Below are 21,012 nucleotides of genomic sequence, written 5' to 3' on the forward strand. Positions count from 1 at the left end.
ATGCTAGCGCAGATCTACGACGCGATGTAGTAGATCCCGGCAGCGATCTACTACAACCTGTAGTTATACTGGTCACGTGACCACCGACCCGAAGGCTCCGCGACCGCTCGGCGAGCTCGAGCGGCTGGTGATGGAGCAGCTCTGGGCGGCCGACACCGCGCTCACCGTGCGCGAGGTCCACGAGCGGCTCTCGCTCACCCGCGACCTGGCCTACACCACCGTCATGACCGTGCTGGACCGGCTGGCCAAGAAGAAGCTGACCGAGCGCGAGCGCGACGGCAAGGCCTGGCGGTACAAGGCGTCAGCACCGCGCGCCGACCTGGCCGTCGACCTGATGCGCGACGCACTCGACCAGGCCGGTGACCGCCGGGAGGCGCTGGTCCGGTTCGTCGGCCAGGTCTCCGACGAGGAGGCCGCGCTGCTGCGCGAGGCGCTGAGCAGGCTCGAGGCGCGAGAGGGGTGATCACCCCGATCCTGCTCGCGGCACTGGCTCTGGTGCTGACCGGGCCGGCTCCAGCCTTGCTGGCTCGTTCCAGCTGGCCCTACCGCATCCCGCGCGCAGCAGTAGCTCTCTGGCAGGCCCTGTCGCTCGCAGCCGTGCTGGCCGCGCTCGGCGCCGGCATCTCCCTGTCCTACTCGACAGCAGGCGAGCCCGGCGAGCCACGCTTCGACCCGTCGTCCCCGAGAGACCTGGCCGCGGCAGCGGTGCTCGCACTGACCGCACTGGTCGCCATCAGACTCGCGTACGCCGCCGGCCGCGTCGCCGTCGGCACCAGAGCCCGTCGCAAGCGCCACCGCGACCTGGTCGACGTACTGGCGACTCCGGACGGCCTGATCCCCGGGCTGCGGGTGCTGGCCGAGGAGACTCCACTCGCCTACTGCCTGCCGGCGTTGCGCGGCGCCCGGGTCGTCGTGTCGGTGGGCGCGCTCGACCGGCTCGACGACAGCGAGCTGCGCGCCGTCCTGGCGCATGAGCAAGCGCACCTCCGCGCCAGGCACGACCTGGTCCTGGAGGCGTTCACGGCACTGCACATGGCGTTCCCGCGCTGGGTCCGCAGCGACGTCGCGCTGGAGCAGGCCCGCACGCTCGTCGAACTGCTCGCCGACGACGACGCACGCCGCCGCAACGGCCCGCTCCCGCTGGCCCGTGCCCTGGTCGCGCTCGCCGGCTCTCCGGCACCCGCCGCGGGCATGGCCATAACAAGCACGGCCAAGTCCGCGACGGTGCTGAGAGTCCAGCGCCTGGCCGACCCCGAACCGCGCTTCCCCCTGCTGTCGGCGGCCACCTACGCGACGGCGGTCGCACTGCTCGTGCTGCCCACCGTCACCGTCGCCGCTCCCGTGCTGAAGGCGCTGGCCGAAGCCGTCCACTGACGCCTTTTGTTGCCTGAGACAACTACCTACCCGAAGTGCTTACCCTCACCTCGTGCCACCGCCAGCAGCACGAGCCCCGAAAGAACCAGCAGAACAATCATGGTGAAAACGAACGTCAGCACAGACCTACAACTCTCCCCGCCTTGATACGAACAACCTCACAGGTGATACGCGCCTAGTCTTCCAGAAGTTCCCCGAAAGCCTTCGCCACCTCGTCGACCGGCCACGCAAGAGTGTCCGGAGTCACCACCAGCTCGACCCACGACCACCCCGGGACGTCGGCCGGCTGCCAGATCCAGGTCAGCGCCTCGCGCGTCGCCTCCATCCGGCGGACGGCGGCCCGCTCCATCTTGTCGGCCGGGCGCGGCGCGTAGACGCGGAACGAGTTCGTGTGCGGCGGCTCCGGGAAGACCCGGAACCCGGTGGCCTGCAACGCGACCGCCAGCTCGACCGCCCGGTCGTGCAGGTCACCCATCAGCGGCAGCACCGAGCGCAGCCCTTCGCGCGCCGACACGGCGTACGGGAAGAGCGTGGACGGGTTGGCGCCGAGCCGGCGTTGCCAGCGGCGGACCTCGGCGATCACATCGACCGGTCCGGCGATCGCGGCTCCGCTCAGCCCACCCAAGCCCTTGTAGAACGACACGTAGACCGTCGTGGCCAGCTCGGCGATCTCGGTCACGCTCTGCCCGAGGTACGGCGCGCTCTCCCAGAGCCGGGCGCCGTCCAGATGCAGCGGTACGCCGCGAGCCGCGCACGCCTCCGCGAAGAGCACCAGCTCGTCCCAGGTGGGCAGCACGTACCCGGCGTCGCGCAACGGCAGCTCCAGCGTCACCGCCGCCAGCGGGCCCGGGATCGCCGCCAACTCGTCCGGACGCGGCTGCCGCAGGTCAGTGGTGAACTGCTCGATGCGGAGGTTGTGGACCTCCTCCAGCGCGTTCAGCTCACGCGTCACGAGGTGGGACAGCCCGTGGGCGGCGACCCTCTGAATACCGGCCCGATCGGCGAAGACCCGGAGCACGCTCTGCTGCGCGGCGATCCCCGTCGTCATGAACACCGCGGCCGGCTTGCCCAGGAGCTCGGCCGTCTCCGCCTCCAGCAGCGCGACCTCGCCACCGGCGCCGTACGCGTCGCGCTGTTCGTCGGTGGCCACGTCGGCCAGTTTGCGCAGGGTGTCCGCCGCGGACGGCCGTCGACCGGTCAGCCAGCGAGTGGACTCGGCAGCAGCGGCCTTACGGCGTACCTTCAGGTCTTCGGAGGAGTCAGCCACGCCTCCATCCTCTCCCTTCCGGCAATCGGGTTTTCACACCTGGGTGGTGACGACGTGCTCCCCCTGGACCGTCCGGATCTCCACCGAACGCACCTGGTCCAGCGGCACCAGCACCCCGCCGCTGAACTCGCTGCCCTCGCGAGCGGCCTTGTCCGACACGATCCAGCTGCCGGCCGTCCACGTCCGGCCGGACTTGTCGGTGACGAGCATCTCGCACTCGGCTCCGGCCTTCAGGCCGGTCAGGTTGACCACGATCCAGCTCCAGCCGGTCCGTGGCTCGACCGTCGTCGCCATCGTCGTACCGGTCGCCGCATCGGTCGCGCTGACCTGCTTGGACCCGGCCGGCGTGCCCTCGGCGACCACCTGGTCAACCGACTGCCGCCCGATCGCCACACCGCCGCCCAGCGCTCCGGCAACGACCACTACCGCTGCAGCCGCCAGCAGCCAGGGCCGCCTCGACCTGCTCCTCCGTACGCCGGAAGCCGCGGCCCTCTCGACGGGAACCGCAGCGGTCTCGACGGAAGCCGGGGCAGTCTCACGCGCGGCCCGCAGCGTCCGCTGCAGCAACAGGTCGCCGTCAACCGGCGGTCCGTCCAGGAACGCCTCCGGCGGGACCTCGCCGAGGAACTCCTTCATCTCCTCGAACTCGGCCAGCTCGGCACGGCACTCCGCACAGCCGGCCAGGTGCTGCTCGACCTCACGGGCCTCGTCGGACTCCAGCGCGCCCAGTGCGTACGCACCGAGCTGGGAACGGTCGTGCCCGCCATCATTCGTACTCATCGGGCCACCTCCGCTCCGGCTCCGCCCAGAGCGCTCCGCAGCGCTCGGAGGGCGTAATACGATCTCGACTTCACGGTACCGGGCGGGACGCCCAGCTCCTTGGCGGCCTCGGCCACCGTCCGGCCCCGGTAGTACAGCTCGACCAGGACCTCGCGGTGCTCCGGCGTGACCTGGTCCAGCGCGCCCAGCACGACCATGCTGTTCACCACCGACTCGGAGTGATCCCGCTCGACCGGCGGCCGGTCCTCCACCTCAGCGACCTCAGCAGGCCGTACGGCGCGGGCCCGGGCCCGGTCGGTGACGATGTTGCGCGCCACGGTCAGCAGCCAGCCGCGGACCGACCCCTTGCCCTCGATCAGGTCGTCCGAGTGCTTCCAGGCCCGCAGCAGAGTCTCCTGCACAACGTCCTCGGCGGCAGCCCTGTCACCGGTGAGCCGGGTCGCATACGCGAGCAGGCTGCGCCCGTGCTCGGCGTACAGGGAACGGATCAGCTCCTCGGCACCGCGGTCCGCCTCGCCCACCGCAGTCCTCCCGGCCTCGACGCTCTCGGTCGATCGTACGATAGGCGATCCCTCCCGCCGGGGGTGAGCTGACACCCTTCACACGGACCCAGCCCGGCGCCGGTTCACCGGGGTTATCGTCACGTCATGAGCAACGACATCCCGACCGCCGTCCAGCGCGCCCTGGACGCCATCGACCAGCTCGACGCCGACGCCTTCGCCGCCGCCTTCACCGCGGACGGCTACGTCGACGACTGGGGCCGCAAGTTCCAGGGCCCGGACCGGATCCGCTCCTGGAGCGACGCCGAGTTCATCGGCAAGTCCGTCACCTTCGCCGGCACGACGGTCGCCACCCCCGGCAACCCGATCACCCTGCACACCCAGGTCGGCGGCGACGGCTTCAACGGCCCGTCCCACTTCACCTTCGACGTCCAGGACGACCAACTCGCCTCGATGACGATCACAGCCTGACCAGTACGCCGTCAGACGGCGTACACGCTCAACAGCCCGTCGAGGCCTTTGAAGTCGCCCGGGTTCCGCGTGTACAGCGGCAGCCCGCGGGCGGACGTGATCGCGGCAATCATCAGGTCCATCCGCCGCGGCCGAGGATCCCGGCCTGTGGCGACCGTCAGCGCAACCAAGCTCCCGTACCGCGTCACTGCATTGCCGTCGAAGGGCAGCGGATCGAACATCCTCACCGCCGAACTCAGCACCTCGGACCGAGCAGCACGGGTGAACGGATCCTTCGCCATGGCGACACCCTGATGCAGCTCTGCGAGCGAAACCGCCGTCAACTCCCAGCGCTCCGGAAGCTCCGCGGCGTCCAGATCCACCAGGTCGATATAGGTGCAGGTGTCCAGCACGCCCACCAGTGGCCGCTCGCTCATGCGCGCTCGAACGGATCGTCGTCGCCCACGATCCGGTCCTCGGTACCAAAGAACTCGTCAGCTTCCTGTCGCATCGCCGCCGCGTCGATCCGCGGCAGGAGGCGAGCCTGGGCCATCAATTCCTCGGTCGTCGGCTGACGCCGCTTGGACAGCGGGCGCAGTTCGGCGACCTCCGTGCCATTGCGGGTGATGTGGTAGGTCTCACCTGCCTCGACCGCATCCATCACCGCGGCAGACTGGTTCCGGAACTCGCGCTGCGTGATGACCTTCATACCCCAAGCGTAGCGCGATGAGACACACCGCGCTACATCCCCGCTCTAGGCCGGTTCGGGTTCGCGGATGCGCTGGGAGATCACCGCGGAGACGCCGTCGCCGCGCATGGTGACGCCGTACAGGGCGTCGGCGACCTCCATCGTGCGCTTCTGGTGGGTGATCACCAGGAGCTGGCTGTTCTCGCGGAGCTCCTCGTAGATCTCCAGCAGCCGGCCGAGGTTGGTGTCGTCCAGCGCGGCCTCGACCTCGTCGAGGATGTAGAACGGCGACGGGCGGGCCTTGAACAGGGCGACCAGGAAGGCGACCGCGACCAGCGAGCGCTCGCCACCGGACAGCAGTGACAGGCGCTTGACCTTCTTGCCGGGCGGACGGGCCTCGACGTCGATGCCGGTGGCCAGCATGTCGCTCGGGTCGGTCAGCACGAGCCGGCCCTCACCGCCGGGGAACAGCCGGCTGAAGACGTGCTCGAAGGCGACCTCGACGTCGCGGTAGGCCTCGGTGAAGACCTGCTCGACGCGGTCGTCGACCTCCTTGACGATGTCCATCAGGTCGCGGCGGGACTTCTTCAGGTCGTCCAGCTGCTCGGCCAGGAACCGGTGCCGCTCCTCCATCGCCTCGAACTCCTCGAGCGCGAGCGGGTTGATCCGGCCGAGCTGGCCGAGCGCGCGCTCGGCCGACTTCAGCCGCTTCTCCACCTTGGTCCGGTTGAACGGCTCGCCCGGCTGCTCGACGTCGGGGTCGTCCCCCTCCTTAGGCAGCGGCGGGACCAGCTGGTCCGGCCCGTACTCCGCGATCAGCGGCTCGACCTCGGTGCCCAGCTCGCCGAGCGCCTTCTCGTACAGCTGCTCGAGCTTCATCTTCTGCTGGGCCCGCGCGAGCTGGTCGCGGTGCACGGTGTTGGTCAGCTGCTCCAGGTCGGAGCTCAGGTTGCGCGTGGACGACCGGGCCTGGGCGAGCCCCTTCTCCCGGTCCGCACGCTGCGCCTGGATGGCCGAGCGCTCGGTGGCCGCCAGCTGCAGCGAGTGCTCCAGGCGAGCCAGCACATGCCCGGCGGCCAGGTGCACGGCCTGCGCGGCCTCGGACTGACGAGCCCGCCGCGACGCCCGCGCGATCGCCCGAGCCCGCGCCTCGCGCTCCTGCCGGGCCGCGCGCTCCAGCGAGTCGGCCCGGCCGGACAGTGCCCGGGCCCGCTCCTCGGTGGTCCGCAGCGCCAGCCGCGCCTCCATCTCGGACGCCCGGCCGGCCTTGGCCGCCTCGGCGAGCCGGTCGCGCTCGGTCGGGTCCGGCTCGTCGCCGCCGTCCTCGTCGAACATCTCCGCGTCGTTCAGCCGCTGCTCGAGGTCGGCCAGACCGGACAGGTTCCGGTCGCGCTCCTCCTCGGCCGCCGCGATCGCCTCGGCCATCCGCTGCGCCTCACCGCGCGACGCCTTGGCCAGCGACCCGAACTGGGCCAGCTGCTCGGCCACGGCCGCCATCGCCGCGTCCGACTCGTGCAGCCGGGCCAGCGTGATCTCGACGGACTCCTTCTGCTGGGTCCGCTCCTGCTCCAGCGCCGCCAGCTCGAACCGCAGCCGCTCGCTGCGCGCCGTCGCCTCGGTCAGCTTCTCCGCGGCCTCGTCGACCGCCGACTGCACCTCGATCAGGCTCGGCGCGGCATCCGATCCGCCGTACGCGAAGTGCGCACCCAGTACGTCGCCCTGCCGGGTCGTCGCGGTCACGTCCGGCAAGTGCTGGACCAGCGACCTCGCCGCGGCCACGTCGTCCACCACGGCGACCTTGCGCAGCAGCCGGCGCAGGGCCGGGCGCAGCTGCTCGGGGCAGTCCACGACCTCCACCGCGTACGTCGCGCCGTACGGCAGCTGCGGCCAGGACGCGGAGTCCTCGGCCGGAGCGTCGCCCAGCAGCATCCCGGCCCGGCCGAGGTCGTGCTGCTTCAGATGCCCGACGGCCTCGACGGCTGCGGCCGTGTGGGTCACGGCGACCGCGTCGGCCGCCTCGCCGAGTGCGGCCGCGATGGCCGTCTCGTACCCGGCGCGGACACTCAGCAGCGCGGCGACGGACCCCATCAGCCCGGTCACCTGCTCGGAGGCGGCCAGCAGAGCGCCGGCGCCGTCCTTGCGGTTCAGACCCATCTCCAGGGCGTCCTTGCGGGCGGTCAGACCGGCCCGCTCGCGCTCGGCGTCGCGCTCCTCGGCGCGCACCTTGGTGAGCCGCTCGTCCATCTCGTCCAGGACGCTCTGCGCGGCCTCGAACTGGTCGTCGAGCCCCTTCTCGCCGGCGTCGAGCCCGGCCACCTGGGTCTCCAGGGCGGTGAAGTCGTGCTGCGCCTTGGCGGCGCGCTGCTCGGCCTCGCGCTGGTTGGCGGCGAGCCGGCCGATCTCGGACTCCGCGGCGGACGCGCGGCTCTTCAGCGCGTTCACCTGGCCGGTCAGCCGGGCCAGGCCCTCGCGGCGGTCGGCGGACGCCCGGATCAGCGCGGCGATCCGGCGCTCCTCCTCGGCGTGCTCGGCCTCGAGCTGCTGGCGGCGTTCGATCGCTTCGGCGAGCAGCTCGGAGTGGGCCTCGACCTCGGCCTCGATCTGCGCCTCGGTCTCGCGGACCCGGGCCGCCTCCAGCTCCAGCTCCTCGGGGTCGCGCCCGGCGCGCGGCTCGTCGGCCTCGTCGTTCAGCGACCGGATCCGGTCGGCGGCGATCCGGGCGGTGCCCTTGATCCGCTCACCGAAGCCGGACAGCGAGTACCAGGTGTCCTGGGCCGCCTGCAGGGCCGGCGCGTCCTCGCGCAGCGCCTCCTCGAGGTCCGCCTCGGTCTCCCGGGCCTCGCGCAACGCGGCCTCGAGCTCGGCCCGGCGCTGGGTCATCGCGGCCTCGTCCTTGAGCTCGGCCTCGAGCGCGGACTGGGCCTGGACGATGTCGTCGGCGAGCAGCCGGGACCGGCCGTCGCGGACCTCGGCCTGGATGGTGACGGCCCGGCGGGCGACCTCGGCCTGGCGGCCGAGCGGCTTGAGCTGGCGGCGGATCTCGGCGATCAGGTCGCCGAGGCGGTGCACGTTGCCCTCGGTCGACTCCAGCTTCCGCAGCGCCTTCTCCTTGCGCTTGCGGTGCTTGAGTACGCCGGCCGCCTCCTCGACGAAGCCGCGGCGGCCTTCGGGAGTGGCGCGCAGGATCGAGTCGAGCTGGCCCTGGCCGACGATGACGTGCATCTCGCGGCCGATGCCGGAGTCGCTGAGCAGTTCCTGGACGTCGAGCAGCCGGCAGTTCTGGCCGTTGATCTGGTAGTCGGAGCCGCCGTTGCGGAACATCGTCCGGGAGATCGTCACCTCGGCGAACTCGATCGGCAGCGCGCCGTCGGTGTTGTCGATGGTGAGCACCACCTCGGCGCGGCCCAGCGGGCTGCGGCCGGAGGTGCCGGCGAAGATGACGTCCTCCATCTTGCCGCCGCGCAGCGACTTCGCGCCCTGCTCGCCCATCACCCAGGCCAGGGCGTCCACGACGTTGGACTTGCCGGAGCCGTTCGGGCCGACGATGCAGGTGATCCCTGGTTCGAAGTTCATCGTCGTCGCCGAGGCGAACGACTTGAAACCCCGGAGCGTCATGCTCTTCAGGTACAAAGCCTTGCTCCCAACCCGTGAAAGGACAGACGGTATCCGATGGAACCGTCGTAACTGCCGGTGACGCTGCGGCTACCCGGGGGAAGGTGTTCCAGGCCCGAGTCTACGTCGGACAGCCGCCCGCTCGGCGGAGGCTGCGTCGATCCGGCACCGGAAACCGCAAAAAGAGCGGCGGAGGCCCGGACGGGGGCCGCCGCCGTGAGTGGTGCGGACGGTGCGGGGTGCTCCCCGGGACCGACGGTCCCGGGCGAGCTGGTACTGACTGGTCTGTCGCGCCGGTCAGACGTGGGCAGGCGTGTTCAGTGCCTCGTCCACGGTGAGCAACCGGCCGTCGTGAACGGCTGCGACCAGATGGTCGTTCTCTGCCTGCAGCCGCATCACGTGCGCCTCCAGGTCCGCGACGCGCCGGTTGAGCAGGCGAACCTGCTCGAGCAGACGCGGGTCAGTGCCTCCAAGATGCCCTAGAAGAGCCTTGGCCATTGTGCTGTCCTCCGGAAGGGTTTTTCTGGCTGGTAGCGCCCCCGGTCCGAGGAGCGCCTCTCAAAAGATGTGCCGTCTTTCAGGGTGACACCCGCTACGCCAAGGGTCAACCTGGCGTACGTCAAATCATCGCCTACCGCTCACCACCGGGCGTGTCGTGGCGCCGGCTGACACTTCGGGCAGCGGAACGAGGAACGGTTCATGAACGGTTCGCGCCGGATCGGGCGGCCGTCGCGCGGGCACGGCGAGCCCTCCTGGCCGTAGACCGCCAGGCCCCGCTCGAAGTAGCCGGATTCCCCGTTCACGTTGACGTACAGGGCGTCGAAGCTGGTCCCGCCGACGTCCAGTGCCTCGGCCATCACCGCCTTGGCGTGACCGAGAATCTCCTGGGCCTGTTGGGGTTTCAGCGTTTCGGTGGCCTTGGCGTAGTGCAGCTTGGCCCGCCACAACGCTTCGTCGGCGTAGATGTTGCCGATGCCGCTGACCACCGTCTGGTTGAGCAGCGCCCGCTTCAGGCCGGTCTTGCGGCGGCGCAGTCCGGCGGCCGCCGCGTCCAGGTCGAACAGGGGATCGAACGGGTCGCGGGCGATGTGGGCGATCTCGGCGGGCAGTTCGGCGCCGCCTTCGGCGTACGACAGACCACCGAACATCCGCTGGTCCAGAAACCGGACCTCTCCCCCGCTGTCGGCGAACCGGAAGCGGATCCGCAGATGCTTCTCGTCCGGCGTACCGACCGGCTGGACCCGGAACTGGCCGCTCATCCCGAGGTGGGCCAGGACGGCGTCGCCCGACTCCAGCGGGAGCCACAGGTACTTGCCGCGCCGCGCCGGCGTACCGAAGGTCTGGCCCTTCAGGGTGGCGACGAAATCGTCCGGCCCGGCGAGGTGCCGCCGGACCGGACGAGGATGCAGTACGTCGATGGCGTCGATCGTCCGCCCGGTGGTGAAATCCGCGAGTCCGCGGCGAACGACCTCTACCTCTGGGAGCTCAGGCACCTCAGGGTTGCTGCGAGGGATCGATGCTGTCGGGATGCGCCGCGCGCAAGGCCTTCCAGGCCGTCTCGGCCGCCTGCTGCTCGGCTTCCTTCTTGCTCCGGCCGATGCCGTGCCCGTAGGTGTCGGCACCGATCCGGACCCGCGCCTCGAACGTCTTGGCGTGGTCGGGACCGGACTCGGCGATCACGTACTCCGGGACGCCGACACCGAGCTGGGCGACCAGCTCCTGCAGCGACGTCTTCCAGTCCAGGCCGGCCCCCAGCCGCGCCGACGACTCCATCAGCTCGTCGAACAGCGTGTGCACGACTCCGCCGGCCACCTCGAACCCACGGTCCAGGTAGACGGCGCCGATCAGCGCCTCGACGCAGTCGGCCAGGATCGACGACTTGTCCCGTCCGCCGGTGGCCTCCTCGCCGCGCCCGAGCCGCAGGTACTTGCCGAGCTTGAGGTCGCGAGCGACCCCGGCGAGCGCGCGCATGTTGACCACCGCGGCGCGCAACTTGGCCAGCCGGCCCTCGGAGAGGTCCGGATGGTTGCGGAACAGCGACTCCGTGACGATGACGCCGAGCACGGAGTCCCCGAGGAACTCCAGCCGCTCGTTGGTCGGCAACCCACCGTTCTCGTACGCGAACGAGCGGTGGGTGAAGGCGTGCTCCAGTAGTTCGTCAGCCAGCGATACGCCGAGCCGCTGGTTCAGCTCGGCGTAGAGCCCCGTCTCGTTGACCGAATTCACTGGGTAGGTGCCGTTTAGCTCTCGACGACCTGGCGACGCTCGCCCTTCGCGCCGTACTGGCCGCAGGTCGGGCAAACGGTGTGCTGCAGGTGCTTCGCGCGGCAGGCGGGGTTCACGCAGGTCACCAGCGACGGGGCAGTGGTCTTCCACTGGGCCCGGCGGTTGCGGGTGTTGCTGCGCGACATCTTCCGCTTCGGAACGGCCACGGTTATGACTCCTCGGTTCGGCCGGAGGCTCGAGAACCCGGCCGGCTTGGTGTGCGGTTGCTCTGAAGTTGTACTGCGCCCGTACCGCGGTACGGGAGGTCTGAGGTTACTGCTCCTGCGATCGGTCGTCCCGCGGGGCCAGCCCGCTGAGCGCCGACCAGCGGGGATCGACCGCGTCCTCGTGCTTGTGCTCCGGCTCGTCGTCCAGCCGCACCCCACACTCGGGGCACAGGCCGGCACAGTCGTCGTTGCACACGGGCGTGAACGGCAGCGCGAGCACCACCTGGTCCCTCAGCGCCGGCTCGAGGTCGATCAGATCGCCCTCCATCCGGCTGGCCTCGTCGGGTTCGGCGTCGCTCTCGGGGTAGACGTACAGCTCCTGGACGTCAGCGAGGAACTCGTCCTCGATGTCGACCAGGCACCGCGCACACTCCCCGACCAGCCGGCCCTGGGCCGTCCCGGTCACGAGCACCCCTTCGACCACCGATTCCAGCCGCAAGTCGAACTGGATCGGATCGCCGTCGGGAACGCCGATCACGTCGATCCCGAGATCGGCCGGTGCCGGAACCGTGAAGGAGACTTCGCGCTGGGACCCGGCGCGGCGCGACAGCTCGTGGGTATCGATCACGAGTGGGGACCGCGGGTCCAAGACGCTCAGGACATCCCTTTCAGGCGTGGGGCAGGCAGAATCTCAGTCTCAACGAGACCGATGGACAACATTACCAACTCCGCGCTCAGGAGCCCAATCGGGGGTACCGACGGGTGTGTTCCCCTACAGCTTCGCGAGCAGCTTGGTGTGGACGGCCGGGGGCAGGAACGCGTCGACCGGGCCGCCCAGCTTGGCGATCTCCTTGACCAGGCTGGACGAGACGTACCCGTGCTCGGGCGCGGTCGGCAGGAACAGCGTGTCGACCCCGGTCAGCCGCCGGTTCATCTGGGCCATCCGCAGCTCGTAGTCGTAGTCGCTGCCCGAGCGCAGACCCTTGATGATCACCTGAGCGTCGACCGTCCGGCAGAAGTCGACCAGCAGCCCGTCGAAGGTCGCCACCGTCACGTTCCCGTACGGCGCCGCGAGCTCGGTCAGCATCGCGACCCGCTCGCCGGCCTCGAACATCCGCTGCTTGGCGGGGTTCACCCCGGCGGCGACGACCACCTCGGTGAACGCCGCCGACGCCCTCGCGATCACGTCCAGGTGCCCGTTGGTGGGTGGGTCGAACGTCCCCGGGAAGACCGCTCTACTCATGGCGGTGACCGTACCAAAGCCGGGCCTCGCCGTACTTGCGGTCCCGCAGCGCGGCGAACCCGGCCGGCCACTCCCACGGCTCCCGCTTGCCGCGCTCGACCACGACGACGGCGTCCTCGGCCAGCCAGCCGTGCTCGGCCAGCGCGAGCAGCACGTCCTGCAGCGCCCCGGTCTCCAGCTTGTACGGCGGGTCGGCGAACACCAGGTCGAACGCCTCGCCGGAGTTGTCGCCCTGGGCAACCTTCTCCACCGGCCGGGTGAGCAGCGTCGCGCCGGGCAGCCCGACCGCGCGGATGTTCGCCGCGATCACCTCGGCGGCCTTGCGGTCCTGCTCCACCAGTACGACGCGCGCCGCGCCGCGCGACAGCGCCTCCAGCCCGATCGCGCCGGACCCGGCGTACAGGTCGATCACGGACAGGTCCTGCATCCCGCCGAACTCGGTCTCCACGGACGCGAACATCGCCTCCCGCACCCGGTCCCCGGTCGGCCTGGTCCCCGTCCCGGCAGGCACCGAGATCCGCCGCCCACCGGCGACCCCGGCAATAATCCGAGTCACCTTCCCTCCCGACCTGAGTCGAGTCCCCGAAGGTTTTGGGGCCTCCCGCTCTGGACTGAGGAGGGAGGGAGCGCAGCGACCGACCGACGAGGGAAGAGCGGGAGATCAAGCCCCAAAACCCGCGGCGACGAAGTCGACGCCAAATGCACGCTCACGTCTTCTCCAGGTACTCGGCCGCTTCGGACTCCAAAGTCTCGGCCACAAAGGCTTTCAGAGCCGGGTACTCCGCAAGCGAAGCGTCCACCGAGACGATCGAGTTCGCCACGTGCCGAGCGGCGTAGATGACGTCCTCGTCGCGCAGCACACTGAGCAACTTCAAGCTCGTACGACGCCCCGACTGCGCCACCCCGAGCACGTCGCCCTCCCGCCGGTTCTCCAGGTCGATCCGGGACAGCTCGAACCCGTCCGTCGTCGAGGCGACCGCGTCCAGCCGCTCGCGCGACGTCGACCCCGGCCAGCCGTCGGTGACCAGCAGGCACAGGCCCGGCACCTTGCCCCGCCCGACCCGGCCGCGCAGCTGGTGCAGCTGCGAGATGCCGAACCGGTCGGCGTCCATCACCACCATCGTCGAGGCGTTCGGAACGTCGACGCCGACCTCGATCACGGTGGTCGCGATCAGCACGTCGGTCTCCCCCGCGGCGAACTTCGACATCACCGCGTCCTTCTCGTCGGCCGGGAGCCGCCCGTGCAGCACCGCCTGCCGCAGGTCCGGCAGCACCTCGGCCAGCACCTCGGCCACCTGCAGCACGGAGATCGCCGGCCGCGGCTTGCCCTTGGCCCCGGCGTCCTCGTCCTCGGCACCGGACGCGAACTCGCCTTCCTCGTCGGTCGCGTTCTTCACGTCGTCGCCGATCCGCGGGCACACGACGTACGCCTGATGCCCCTTCTGGACCTCCTCGCGGACCCGCTCCCACGCGCGCTCCAACCAGGCCGGCTTCTCGCGCGCCGGGACCACCGACGACTTGATCGGCGACCGCCCGGCCGGCAGCTCGGTCAGCGTCGACACCGACAGGTCGCCGAACACGGTCATCGCGACCGTGCGCGGGATCGGCGTCGCGGTCATCACCAGCACGTGCGGGGTGTTCTCCCCCGACTTCGTGCTCAGCGCGGCCCGCTGCTCGACGCCGAACCGGTGCTGCTCGTCGACCACCACGAGACCGAGGTCGGCGAACTGGACCTTGTCCTCCAGCAGCGCGTGCGTGCCGACGACGATCCCCGCGGCGCCGCTCGCCGCGTCCAGCATCGCCGTACGGCGGGAGGCCGCGTTCAGCGAACCGGTCAGCAGGCCGACCCGCGTCGCGCGGTCGGCGCCGCCGAGCATGCCCTGCTCGGCCAGCTCACCGAGCATCTTGGTCAGCGTCTTGTGGTGCTGCGTCGCGAGCACCTCGGTCGGCGCGAGCAGGACGGCCTGGCCGCCCGCGTCGACGACCGACAGCATCGCCCGCAGCGCGACCACGGTCTTGCCCGAACCGACCTCGCCCTGCAGCAGCCGGTGCATCGGGTGCGGCCGCGCGATGTCGGCGAAGATCTCGTCGCCCACCTCCGCCTGGCCCGCGGTCAGCGCGAACGGCAGCCGCGCGTCGAAGTCGTCCAGCAGCCCGCCGGCCGTCCGCTCCCGCGGGATCGCCTTCAGCGCGTCGGTGACGGCCCGGCGCTGGGCCAGGATCGTCTGCATCACCAGCGCTTCCTCGAACCGGAACCGCTTCTGCGCGGCCTCGATGTCCTGCAGTGTCTCCGGCAGATGGATCTTCTGCAGGGCGTCGCGCAGTCCGAGCAGCTTCTCGTTGCCCAGGATCAGCTCCGGGATCGGGTCCTCGAGCTCCTCGAGGTTGTCCAGGACGATCTTCAGGCTGCGCTCGATGGTGGCCGTGGGCAACTTCGCGGTGGCCGGGTAGAGCGGCCGGAACGGCTTGGCCCGGCGCTCGATCTCGGCCTCGCTGAGGTCGTCCTCGTCGAGGATCTCGGTGCCGGGGCCCTTCAGCTGCAGGATGTCGCGGAACTTCGTCACCTCGCCCCAGAACAGCGCCGCCGTCCCGGGCGTCAGCTTGTTGGCCAGCCAGGGCTGGTTGAAGAACGCCAGCTCCAGGTCGTTGCGCCCGTCGGTGACCACGACCTTGGTGATCGTCTTGTGCCGGCGGAATTTGTTCACCTCGTCCGGCCGGATCTCCTGCTTGGAGTCCAGCGAGCGCACGGTGACCTTCTTCACCTTGCCGTTGACGGTCGCCTGGTCGCCGACCTCCAGCTCGTCGAACGGCGTCAGCTCGCCCTTCTTCAGGTAGCGCCGCGGGTAGTGCCGCAGCAGCTCGCCGACGGTCTCGAGGCCGAGCACCTCGGAGAACGTCTTCGCCGTCCGGGCGCCGAGGAAGTCGCGCAGCTTCCGGTCGATGTCTGTCTTCATTCCACCCCGATCAGCAACGGGTACCGCTCCTGCCCACCGTCGTACACCATCACATCGACATCTTTGCGGTGCCGGCGCACGTGCCGCACCACCGCCTCGACCAGCGCGGGGTCCGTGTCGCGGCCGCTGACCACCGTCATCAGCTCGCCACCGCCGCCGAGCAGGCGGTCCACGACGCCGGTCGCGGCCGTCACCAGATCCTCGGTGATCAGCGTGAAGTCGCCGTCGACCACGCCCAGCGCGTCGCCGATCCGGCAGGTCCCGGCCATCGTCCAGGCGTCCTTGACCGCGATCGTGACCGCGCCGTGGCGGGTCTGACCGGCCGCGGCCGAGAGGTGGACGACGTCGTCGTCGAAGCTGCGCTCGGGGTCGTGCACGGCGATCGCCGCGAGTCCTTGGACCTGCGCGCGGGTCGGGATCACAGCGACCCGTACGCCGTCCTGCCGCGCCGCCGTCGCCGCGGCCTCGGCGACCGCGATCGAGTCCTTGTCGTTCGGCAGCAGCACGATCTCGGGTGCCTTCGACTGCTCGATCGCCCGGAGCAGCTCCCCGGTCGAGCACCGCCGCCCAGGCCCACCCCGTACGACGATCGCTCCGGCTTCACCGAACAGCTCGGCGAGCCCGTCGCCCGCCGCCACTGCGATCACCGCGCGACCTGGGACCGGCTGATGCGGCTGGAGATCCGCGAAGTGCGTGACCCGGATCCGGTGCGGACGCCCGACGCCGATCCCCAGCTCGATCGCCGCACCGACGTCGTCGGTGTGCACGTGCACGTTCCAGAGCCCGTCGCCGCCCACGACCACCACGGAGTCGCCCAACCCCGTCAGCTCCCGCCGAAGCTCCCCGATCGAGTCGTCCCCCGCGTCGAGCAGGTACATCACCTCGTACGCCGGCCCGTCGGGCCCGAGCTCGTCAGCGGCCTCCTCCGGTACGACGCGGTGCGGCACCCCGGTGCTCTGCGCGGGACCACGCCCCGAGAGCACTTGCTCCATCGCGCCCAGGATCACCACCAGCCCCGCTCCCCCGGCGTCGACCACCCCCGCACGCTTGAGTACATCCAACTGCTCGGTCGTCTTCGTCAGCGCCACCCGCGCCGCCGCCACGGCGACCAGACAGACCTCAGCCAGGTTCTTCCCCTCGTTGGCCGCCGCGAGCGCCGCATCCGCAGCAGCCCGGGCGACGGTGAGCATCGTCCCCTCGACCGGCCGAGCGACAGCGCCGTACGCCGCATCGGCGGCAAACACCAGCGCGTCGGCGAACGCCACGGGCTCGCTCATCCGCGGATCAGCAAGCCGCCCGGCGCTCCCGCTCGCCCCCGCGCTCCCACCCCGCCCGGCGCTCACCTCCAAGTCGGAACCCCCGACCGAGTCCCCGTGCGCAGCGTCAAGCCGCGGCAAGTTCTCCACCAGCCTCAGCCCACAAGCCCGTACGAGCTGCGAGGTGATCACCCCGGAGTTCCCCCGCGCCCCCAGCAAGGCCCCGCGCCCGAACGCCTGCACGGCCTCCGCGAACGTCAGCTCCCCCTCGGGCAGCGCGTCGCACGCGGCCTCCCAGGTCAGGTACAGGTTGGTGCCCGTGTCGCCGTCCGGGACCGGGTACACGTTGAGATCGTCGATCTCGGTCCGTGCCCGCCCCAGCTCGACGAGCGCCGTACGGGCCCAGCTCCGCAGCACCCCGACCGTCAGCTCTTCCACGCCGGGAAGGTTATCCGGTGCCCCAGCACTTACGATGTGTTGTGCCTGCCTCAGCTGCTCCGATCCTGTTCTCCGTGTCCCCCGACAGTTACGACCTGGCGGTGCGGGAGCTCCGGGAGGAGTTCGGCCGGCAGGTCGCGGTCGAGCGGGTCAGCGGCGACCTCGGTCGAATCGTCGACAACGCGCCGCCGATCGCCGAGCTGGCCAGAGCCTGCGACGACGGCCGGATCATCTTCGTCCGCCACCTGACCGTCGAGATCGCGAGCTTCCCGCCGGCCGACGTACCGCCTCCGCACGAGCTCGCCGAGCTGGTCCTGGCCGAGCTCCCCAAGCACCCGCAGGCGCTCGCCGTCCAGACCTGGACCGACGGCGCGGGCACGGGCGGTACCTACTACCACCTGCTCGACGAAGCGCTCGGCGCGCGCGGCATCGAGGTCACGCGGTCGGAGCAGGACGTCGTCGTGTCCTGCTTCGTCTCCGACCGAGCCGTCCTCATCGGCCTCAACCAGCTCGAGGACAGCCTCGCGGACTGGCCCGGTGGCCGGATGCGCCTGGCGCGGTCCGACGAGCGCGTCTCGCGCTCGGAGTTCAAGCTCGAGGAAGCGATCCGGACCTTCCACCTCGGTCTGAAGCCGGGTGGCAAGGGACTCGACCTCGGCGCCAGCCCGGGTGGCTGGACGCGCATCCTGCGGCAGTACGACCAGGAGGTCTGGTCCGTCGACCCCGGTGCGCTCGACCCGCGCCTCGACGGCGACCGGCGGATCCACCACGTCGCCACCACGGCCGGCGAGTTCTTCCGCCGCAACGACCTGCGCTTCGACGTGGTCGTCAACGACATGCGGATGGACCAGGTGATGAGCGCCCGGGTCATGCTCGACGCCGTACCGCACCTGCGCCGTGGCGCGCTGGCCGTGGTGACCCTGAAGGGCGGCGGCCGCAACCCGCTCGACGCCGCCCGCCGCGGAATGGATGTCCTGGGCAAGGAGTACGACGTCCTGCACGCCCGCCAGCTGCACCACAACCGCCGCGAGATCACCGTCGTCGCGCGCGCCCGCTGAGGGCCGTCGTACAACAGCAGCAGGCGCCCGGGAGATCCCGGGCGCCTACGAGGCCCTGCACGGAGACCGGCTCATCGGGGAGCCGGAAGAGTACTAGCCGACGACGCGCTGAACCTTGCCCGCCTTGATGCAGGAGGTGCAGACCTTCAGCTTGGTCGGGGTGCCCTTGATGACCGCCAGGAACGGCTGAATGTTGGGGTTGAACCGCCGCGGCGTACGCGCCTTGACCCGGCGGATCATCGCGCCCTTACCCAGCCGGGCAACACTGTTGCCGAACGTCGGCTGCTTGCCGCAAACATCGCACTTCTTAGACATGATTCTCCGTGGTCAAGGGTGTTCAGGGTCGTACGCCGACAGACCATGTTACACAGCGTCTGCAGGCCCGACCAATTCGGTCCTGGGCCGTGATCCAGGCCACAGGGGGTCAGTTCGCCGTCGAAGCTCGTACCACGAGCTCGGGCCTGATGAGGATCTTACGCGGTCGGTCCGAGCTCCGCTCACGGATCCTCCGCAACAGCAGTTCGACGGCCGTCGTGCCGACCTCCGCGGCCGGCAGCCGGACCGTCGTCAACGGGGTCTGCAGGTACCCGGCGTACGGGTGGTCGCCGTACCCGGTGACCGCCACCTCACCCGGTACGCCGAGCCCGGCCTCCGCCAGCGCCCGCAGCAGTCCGAGCGCGAAGTAGTCGTTCCCGGTGACGATCCCGTCCGGCCGCTCACCCGAGGCCAGCACGGCCGACGCGACCCGGTAGGCCTCCTCCGGCTGCCACGGCAACGCCAACGAGTCGTACCGCTTCGTCGGTACGGCGCGCACGCTGCCGTCCGACACCTCCAGCCCGGTGTCGCCCATCGCCCGCCGGAACCCGGCGACGCGATCGGCCGTCGTCGTGATCGGCAGGTCCTCCTCCAGCACCAGCAACCGCCGGGCGCCCCCGGCGATCAGGTGCGCGGTCGCCTCGTACCCGCCGCGCTCGTTGTCGACCCCGACCATGTCGCAGTCGACCTCGGGCACGTCGCGGTTCACGAACACCATCGGGATCCCGGAGTCGCGGACCCGCCGCCAGTGGTCCCACTCGTCCTGCACCGGGACGACGATCGCGCCGTCGACCGCCGACCGCAGCAGCGCGTCCGTGGCGCGCTGCTCGTTCTCGGCGCTCTCGTCGGTGACCAGCAGCAGCAACGAGTACCCCTGCGCGCGGGCGCCGAGCTCGATGCTGCTGATCAGCTGCGCGTAGAACGGGTTGGACGGGTTGGTGATGACCAGTCCGAGCGTCATCGCCGAGCCGAGCACGAGCGACCGGGCCAGCGAGTTCGGCACGTAACCGATTCGCGCCGCCTCGGCCCGTACGGCGGCGCGCGTGGCCGCGCTGACACTGTCCTTGTCGGCCAGCGCGCGGGACACCGTGTTGACCGACAGCCCCAGCGCACCGGCGATGTCGCGCAGCGTCGCCCGCCGAGCCTCCGTCATCGCACCTCCCCGTCCCCCACCTTCAGGCTGAGAACACTAAGCCTTGATCGCCAGGTGGATGCGCACGCGCACCGTGCCGTCGACGACCGCGCGCAACCGCAGCCAGTGGCCGAACCCGGCCGCCGGCCAGGACACCAGCGCGCCCGGCTCGACCGCGTGCTCGGTGCCGTCCAGGTCGCACCAGGTGATGCCGTCCGGCGAGACCTGCGTGACGTAGCGCGCCGTGCCGTCGCCGTCGACGTGCTGGACGAACCAACGGGCCTCACCGGCCCAGGCCACCTCGTACGGCTCGGTGCCGAAGTCTTTCGCGAACTCGGTGTCGCGTTCGAGGACCGCCGTCATGGACTGCCGCATGGCCGTCACCTACCAATCCACCGAGATGAGCACGGAGTCGAGGAACAGGAAGTTGCGCACGTCCGAGTGGGTGCGCACCGAGAAGTAGAAGTTCAGCAGGTTCTCGAGCGTCTCGTACCGTTCCTCGTACGGCGGAACGGGCACGTCGCGCATGTCCATCACCCGGTCGTTGACCTGCAGCTCGACGTTCTTGCGGGCGTCGGTGTCGACCAGCCAGCGCAGGTAGTGCCAGTTCACCTTGGTCGGGACCTCGTTGTAGCAGAGCTCCTGCGGGTCGCCGAAGGCCTGCCAGTCCTCCGGGTTCGGCGCGGTGAAGTCGGCGGCGTACTCGAGCTTCACCTTGCCCTCGAAGTGCTCGCGCGGTGTCGGCTCGGGCACGGTCGGGGCCATCCAGCGCCGGGTGAAGTGGTTGTCCAGATCGGTGTTCTGGTAGCGCGCGACGGTGTGGTAGCGCAGACCGCCGTCACCGCACAGATCGGTCGCGACGGTGAACGCGCCGAACTGCGCCTCGGACGGGTGCGTGTTGCCGTCCCACTGGACGTCGCCGAAGGTGTCGAGCTCGTCGCCACCGCCGAGCGTCGCCTCGGACTTGAAGGCGAAGTACGTCTCCAGCTGGACCAGGCCACGGCCGCTCATCGTGAGCCGGCGGATCGCGACCGCGGTGTGACCCTTGTGCGGCCGGGTGGCGAGCTTGAGCGCGTACGTGCCGCTCATCGCGCCGTGGGTGCCGATGTCGAAGAAGTTGCAGGCCGACAGCTGCGGCGGCCGGAAGTCGCGCATGTGGGCGTCGACCGTGCTCAGGTCGCCGCGGCCGTTGTAGTTGCCGAGCAGCTCGCACCAGCCGTGCGTACCGCTGTCGAACTCGTCGAAGGCCAGGATCCGGGGCAGCGGCTTGAACTTCGAGAGCCGAGGGTCGGCGGCCAGCAAGGCGGACCGGATGTCGGACCCTGCATCGGACAGTGTCACGCGGGGCCTCCTCAGGAGGTCGGGGGTGAAGGGCTCCTGAAGTTAACGTTCACGGGAATTTGCCGTCAATCGACCGTTGCATCCTCCGGAACGCTGGTCTCTTGACACTCAAATACCACGCTTCTACGGTGCATTAACGCTACCGTTAACGTTCATGTAGCGACTCTCCTCT

At 70.4% G+C, this 21,012-nt stretch carries 23 protein-coding genes; 4 read left to right on the forward strand and 19 right to left on the reverse strand.

Annotated features, from left to right (window positions below; genetic code table 11):
• Positions 1-76: 76 nt before the first annotated feature.
• Positions 77-463 (forward strand): BlaI/MecI/CopY family transcriptional regulator, encoded by a 387-nt coding sequence (locus HDA39_RS16050; protein WP_184796013.1) that lies wholly within the window; start codon positions 77-79, stop codon positions 461-463.
• The gene (locus tag HDA39_RS16055; RefSeq protein WP_184796014.1) at positions 460-1,374 is read left to right on the forward strand and encodes a M48 family metalloprotease; all 915 of its coding nucleotides are present in this window, start codon (positions 460-462) and stop codon (positions 1,372-1,374) included. The genes HDA39_RS16050 and HDA39_RS16055 overlap by 4 nt, the downstream gene beginning before the upstream one ends.
• A gap of 175 nt (positions 1,375-1,549) precedes the next feature.
• Here the strand turns inward: HDA39_RS16055 and HDA39_RS16060 are convergent, their stop codons facing one another.
• Genes HDA39_RS16060 through HDA39_RS16070 form a run of 3 tightly spaced genes read right to left on the reverse strand, consistent with a single transcriptional unit; the run spans position 1,550 to position 3,942 of the window.
• On the reverse strand, positions 1,550-2,641 hold the full coding sequence (locus HDA39_RS16060) for a beta-eliminating lyase-related protein (protein WP_184796015.1): 1,092 nt from the start codon (positions 2,639-2,641) through the stop codon (positions 1,550-1,552).
• A 33-nt stretch (positions 2,642-2,674) separates the two neighbouring features.
• Positions 2,675-3,421, reverse strand: a complete 747-nt coding sequence (locus tag HDA39_RS16065) for an anti-sigma factor family protein (protein ID WP_184796016.1) — start codon at positions 3,419-3,421, stop codon at positions 2,675-2,677.
• The gene (locus tag HDA39_RS16070; protein WP_184796017.1) at positions 3,418-3,942 is read right to left on the reverse strand and encodes a sigma-70 family RNA polymerase sigma factor; all 525 of its coding nucleotides are present in this window, start codon (positions 3,940-3,942) and stop codon (positions 3,418-3,420) included. Before HDA39_RS16070 ends, HDA39_RS16065 begins: the two co-directional genes overlap by 4 nt.
• Positions 3,943-4,068: 126 nt before the next feature.
• On the opposite strand from HDA39_RS16070, the gene HDA39_RS16075 reads away from it, so the two are divergent.
• On the forward strand, positions 4,069-4,392 hold the full coding sequence (locus tag HDA39_RS16075; protein ID WP_184796018.1) for a nuclear transport factor 2 family protein: 324 nt from the start codon (positions 4,069-4,071) through the stop codon (positions 4,390-4,392).
• An 11-nt stretch (positions 4,393-4,403) separates the two neighbouring features.
• Here the strand turns inward: HDA39_RS16075 and HDA39_RS16080 are convergent, their stop codons facing one another.
• From HDA39_RS16080 to HDA39_RS16135, 12 genes are all read right to left on the reverse strand, one after another.
• Entirely contained in the window at positions 4,404-4,790 is a 387-nt protein-coding gene (locus HDA39_RS16080; protein WP_202893011.1) for a type II toxin-antitoxin system VapC family toxin, read from the reverse strand.
• Positions 4,791-4,804: 14 nt separating this feature from the next.
• Positions 4,805-5,080, reverse strand: coding sequence for a type II toxin-antitoxin system Phd/YefM family antitoxin (locus tag HDA39_RS16085; RefSeq protein WP_184796020.1), 276 nt, complete (start codon positions 5,078-5,080; stop codon positions 4,805-4,807).
• A gap of 45 nt (positions 5,081-5,125) precedes the next feature.
• Positions 5,126-8,674 carry a chromosome segregation protein SMC gene (smc, locus tag HDA39_RS16090; protein WP_238356071.1) on the reverse strand — a complete coding sequence of 1,183 codons (3,549 nt, stop codon included), beginning with the start codon at positions 8,672-8,674 and terminating at the stop codon, positions 5,126-5,128.
• Between the two features lie 294 nt (positions 8,675-8,968).
• Positions 8,969-9,169, reverse strand: a complete 201-nt coding sequence (locus tag HDA39_RS16095; RefSeq protein ID WP_184796022.1) for a hypothetical protein — start codon at positions 9,167-9,169, stop codon at positions 8,969-8,971.
• Between the two features lie 140 nt (positions 9,170-9,309).
• Positions 9,310-10,164, reverse strand: a complete 855-nt coding sequence (gene mutM, locus HDA39_RS16100; protein ID WP_184796023.1) for a bifunctional DNA-formamidopyrimidine glycosylase/DNA-(apurinic or apyrimidinic site) lyase — start codon at positions 10,162-10,164, stop codon at positions 9,310-9,312.
• Between the two features lies 1 nt (position 10,165).
• Positions 10,166-10,897 (reverse strand): ribonuclease III, encoded by a 732-nt coding sequence (rnc, locus tag HDA39_RS16105; protein WP_184796024.1) that lies wholly within the window; start codon positions 10,895-10,897, stop codon positions 10,166-10,168.
• Positions 10,898-10,911: 14 nt separating this feature from the next.
• Positions 10,912-11,103, reverse strand: coding sequence for a 50S ribosomal protein L32 (gene rpmF, locus HDA39_RS16110; protein WP_131355175.1), 192 nt, complete (start codon positions 11,101-11,103; stop codon positions 10,912-10,914).
• A gap of 106 nt (positions 11,104-11,209) precedes the next feature.
• The gene (locus HDA39_RS16115; protein ID WP_184796025.1) at positions 11,210-11,731 is read right to left on the reverse strand and encodes a YceD family protein; all 522 of its coding nucleotides are present in this window, start codon (positions 11,729-11,731) and stop codon (positions 11,210-11,212) included.
• Positions 11,732-11,875: 144 nt separating this feature from the next.
• On the reverse strand, positions 11,876-12,346 hold the full coding sequence (gene coaD, locus HDA39_RS16120) for a pantetheine-phosphate adenylyltransferase (protein ID WP_184796026.1): 471 nt from the start codon (positions 12,344-12,346) through the stop codon (positions 11,876-11,878).
• Positions 12,339-12,902, reverse strand: coding sequence for a 16S rRNA (guanine(966)-N(2))-methyltransferase RsmD (gene rsmD, locus HDA39_RS16125; RefSeq protein WP_184796027.1), 564 nt, complete (start codon positions 12,900-12,902; stop codon positions 12,339-12,341). Before rsmD ends, coaD begins: the two co-directional genes overlap by 8 nt.
• A gap of 151 nt (positions 12,903-13,053) precedes the next feature.
• Positions 13,054-15,300, reverse strand: a complete 2,247-nt coding sequence (gene recG, locus HDA39_RS16130; RefSeq protein WP_184796028.1) for an ATP-dependent DNA helicase RecG — start codon at positions 15,298-15,300, stop codon at positions 13,054-13,056.
• A complete protein-coding gene (locus HDA39_RS16135; protein ID WP_184796029.1) occupies positions 15,297-16,994 on the reverse strand; it encodes a DAK2 domain-containing protein in 1,698 nt (565 codons plus the stop codon). The genes recG and HDA39_RS16135 overlap by 4 nt, the downstream gene beginning before the upstream one ends.
• Positions 16,995-17,068: 74 nt before the next feature.
• On the opposite strand from HDA39_RS16135, the gene HDA39_RS16140 reads away from it, so the two are divergent.
• The gene (locus HDA39_RS16140; RefSeq protein WP_337925763.1) at positions 17,069-18,052 is read left to right on the forward strand and encodes an SAM-dependent methyltransferase; all 984 of its coding nucleotides are present in this window, start codon (positions 17,069-17,071) and stop codon (positions 18,050-18,052) included.
• 93 nt (positions 18,053-18,145) lie between these two features.
• Here HDA39_RS16140 and rpmB read toward each other — a convergent pair whose 3' ends face one another.
• From rpmB to HDA39_RS16160, 4 genes are all read right to left on the reverse strand, one after another.
• A complete protein-coding gene (gene rpmB, locus HDA39_RS16145; RefSeq protein WP_077012774.1) occupies positions 18,146-18,367 on the reverse strand; it encodes a 50S ribosomal protein L28 in 222 nt (73 codons plus the stop codon).
• Between the two features lie 109 nt (positions 18,368-18,476).
• Positions 18,477-19,520, reverse strand: coding sequence for a LacI family DNA-binding transcriptional regulator (locus HDA39_RS16150; protein WP_184796030.1), 1,044 nt, complete (start codon positions 19,518-19,520; stop codon positions 18,477-18,479).
• A gap of 36 nt (positions 19,521-19,556) precedes the next feature.
• Positions 19,557-19,874 carry a hypothetical protein gene (locus HDA39_RS16155; protein ID WP_184796031.1) on the reverse strand — a complete coding sequence of 106 codons (318 nt, stop codon included), beginning with the start codon at positions 19,872-19,874 and terminating at the stop codon, positions 19,557-19,559.
• A 9-nt stretch (positions 19,875-19,883) separates the two neighbouring features.
• Entirely contained in the window at positions 19,884-20,840 is a 957-nt protein-coding gene (locus tag HDA39_RS16160; RefSeq protein WP_184796032.1) for a DUF6772 family protein, read from the reverse strand.
• Between the last annotated feature and the right edge of the window lie 172 nt (positions 20,841-21,012).

Origin of the sequence: Kribbella italica, from assembly GCF_014205135.1 — a bacterium.
Taxonomy (GTDB): domain Bacteria; phylum Actinomycetota; class Actinomycetes; order Propionibacteriales; family Kribbellaceae; genus Kribbella; species Kribbella italica.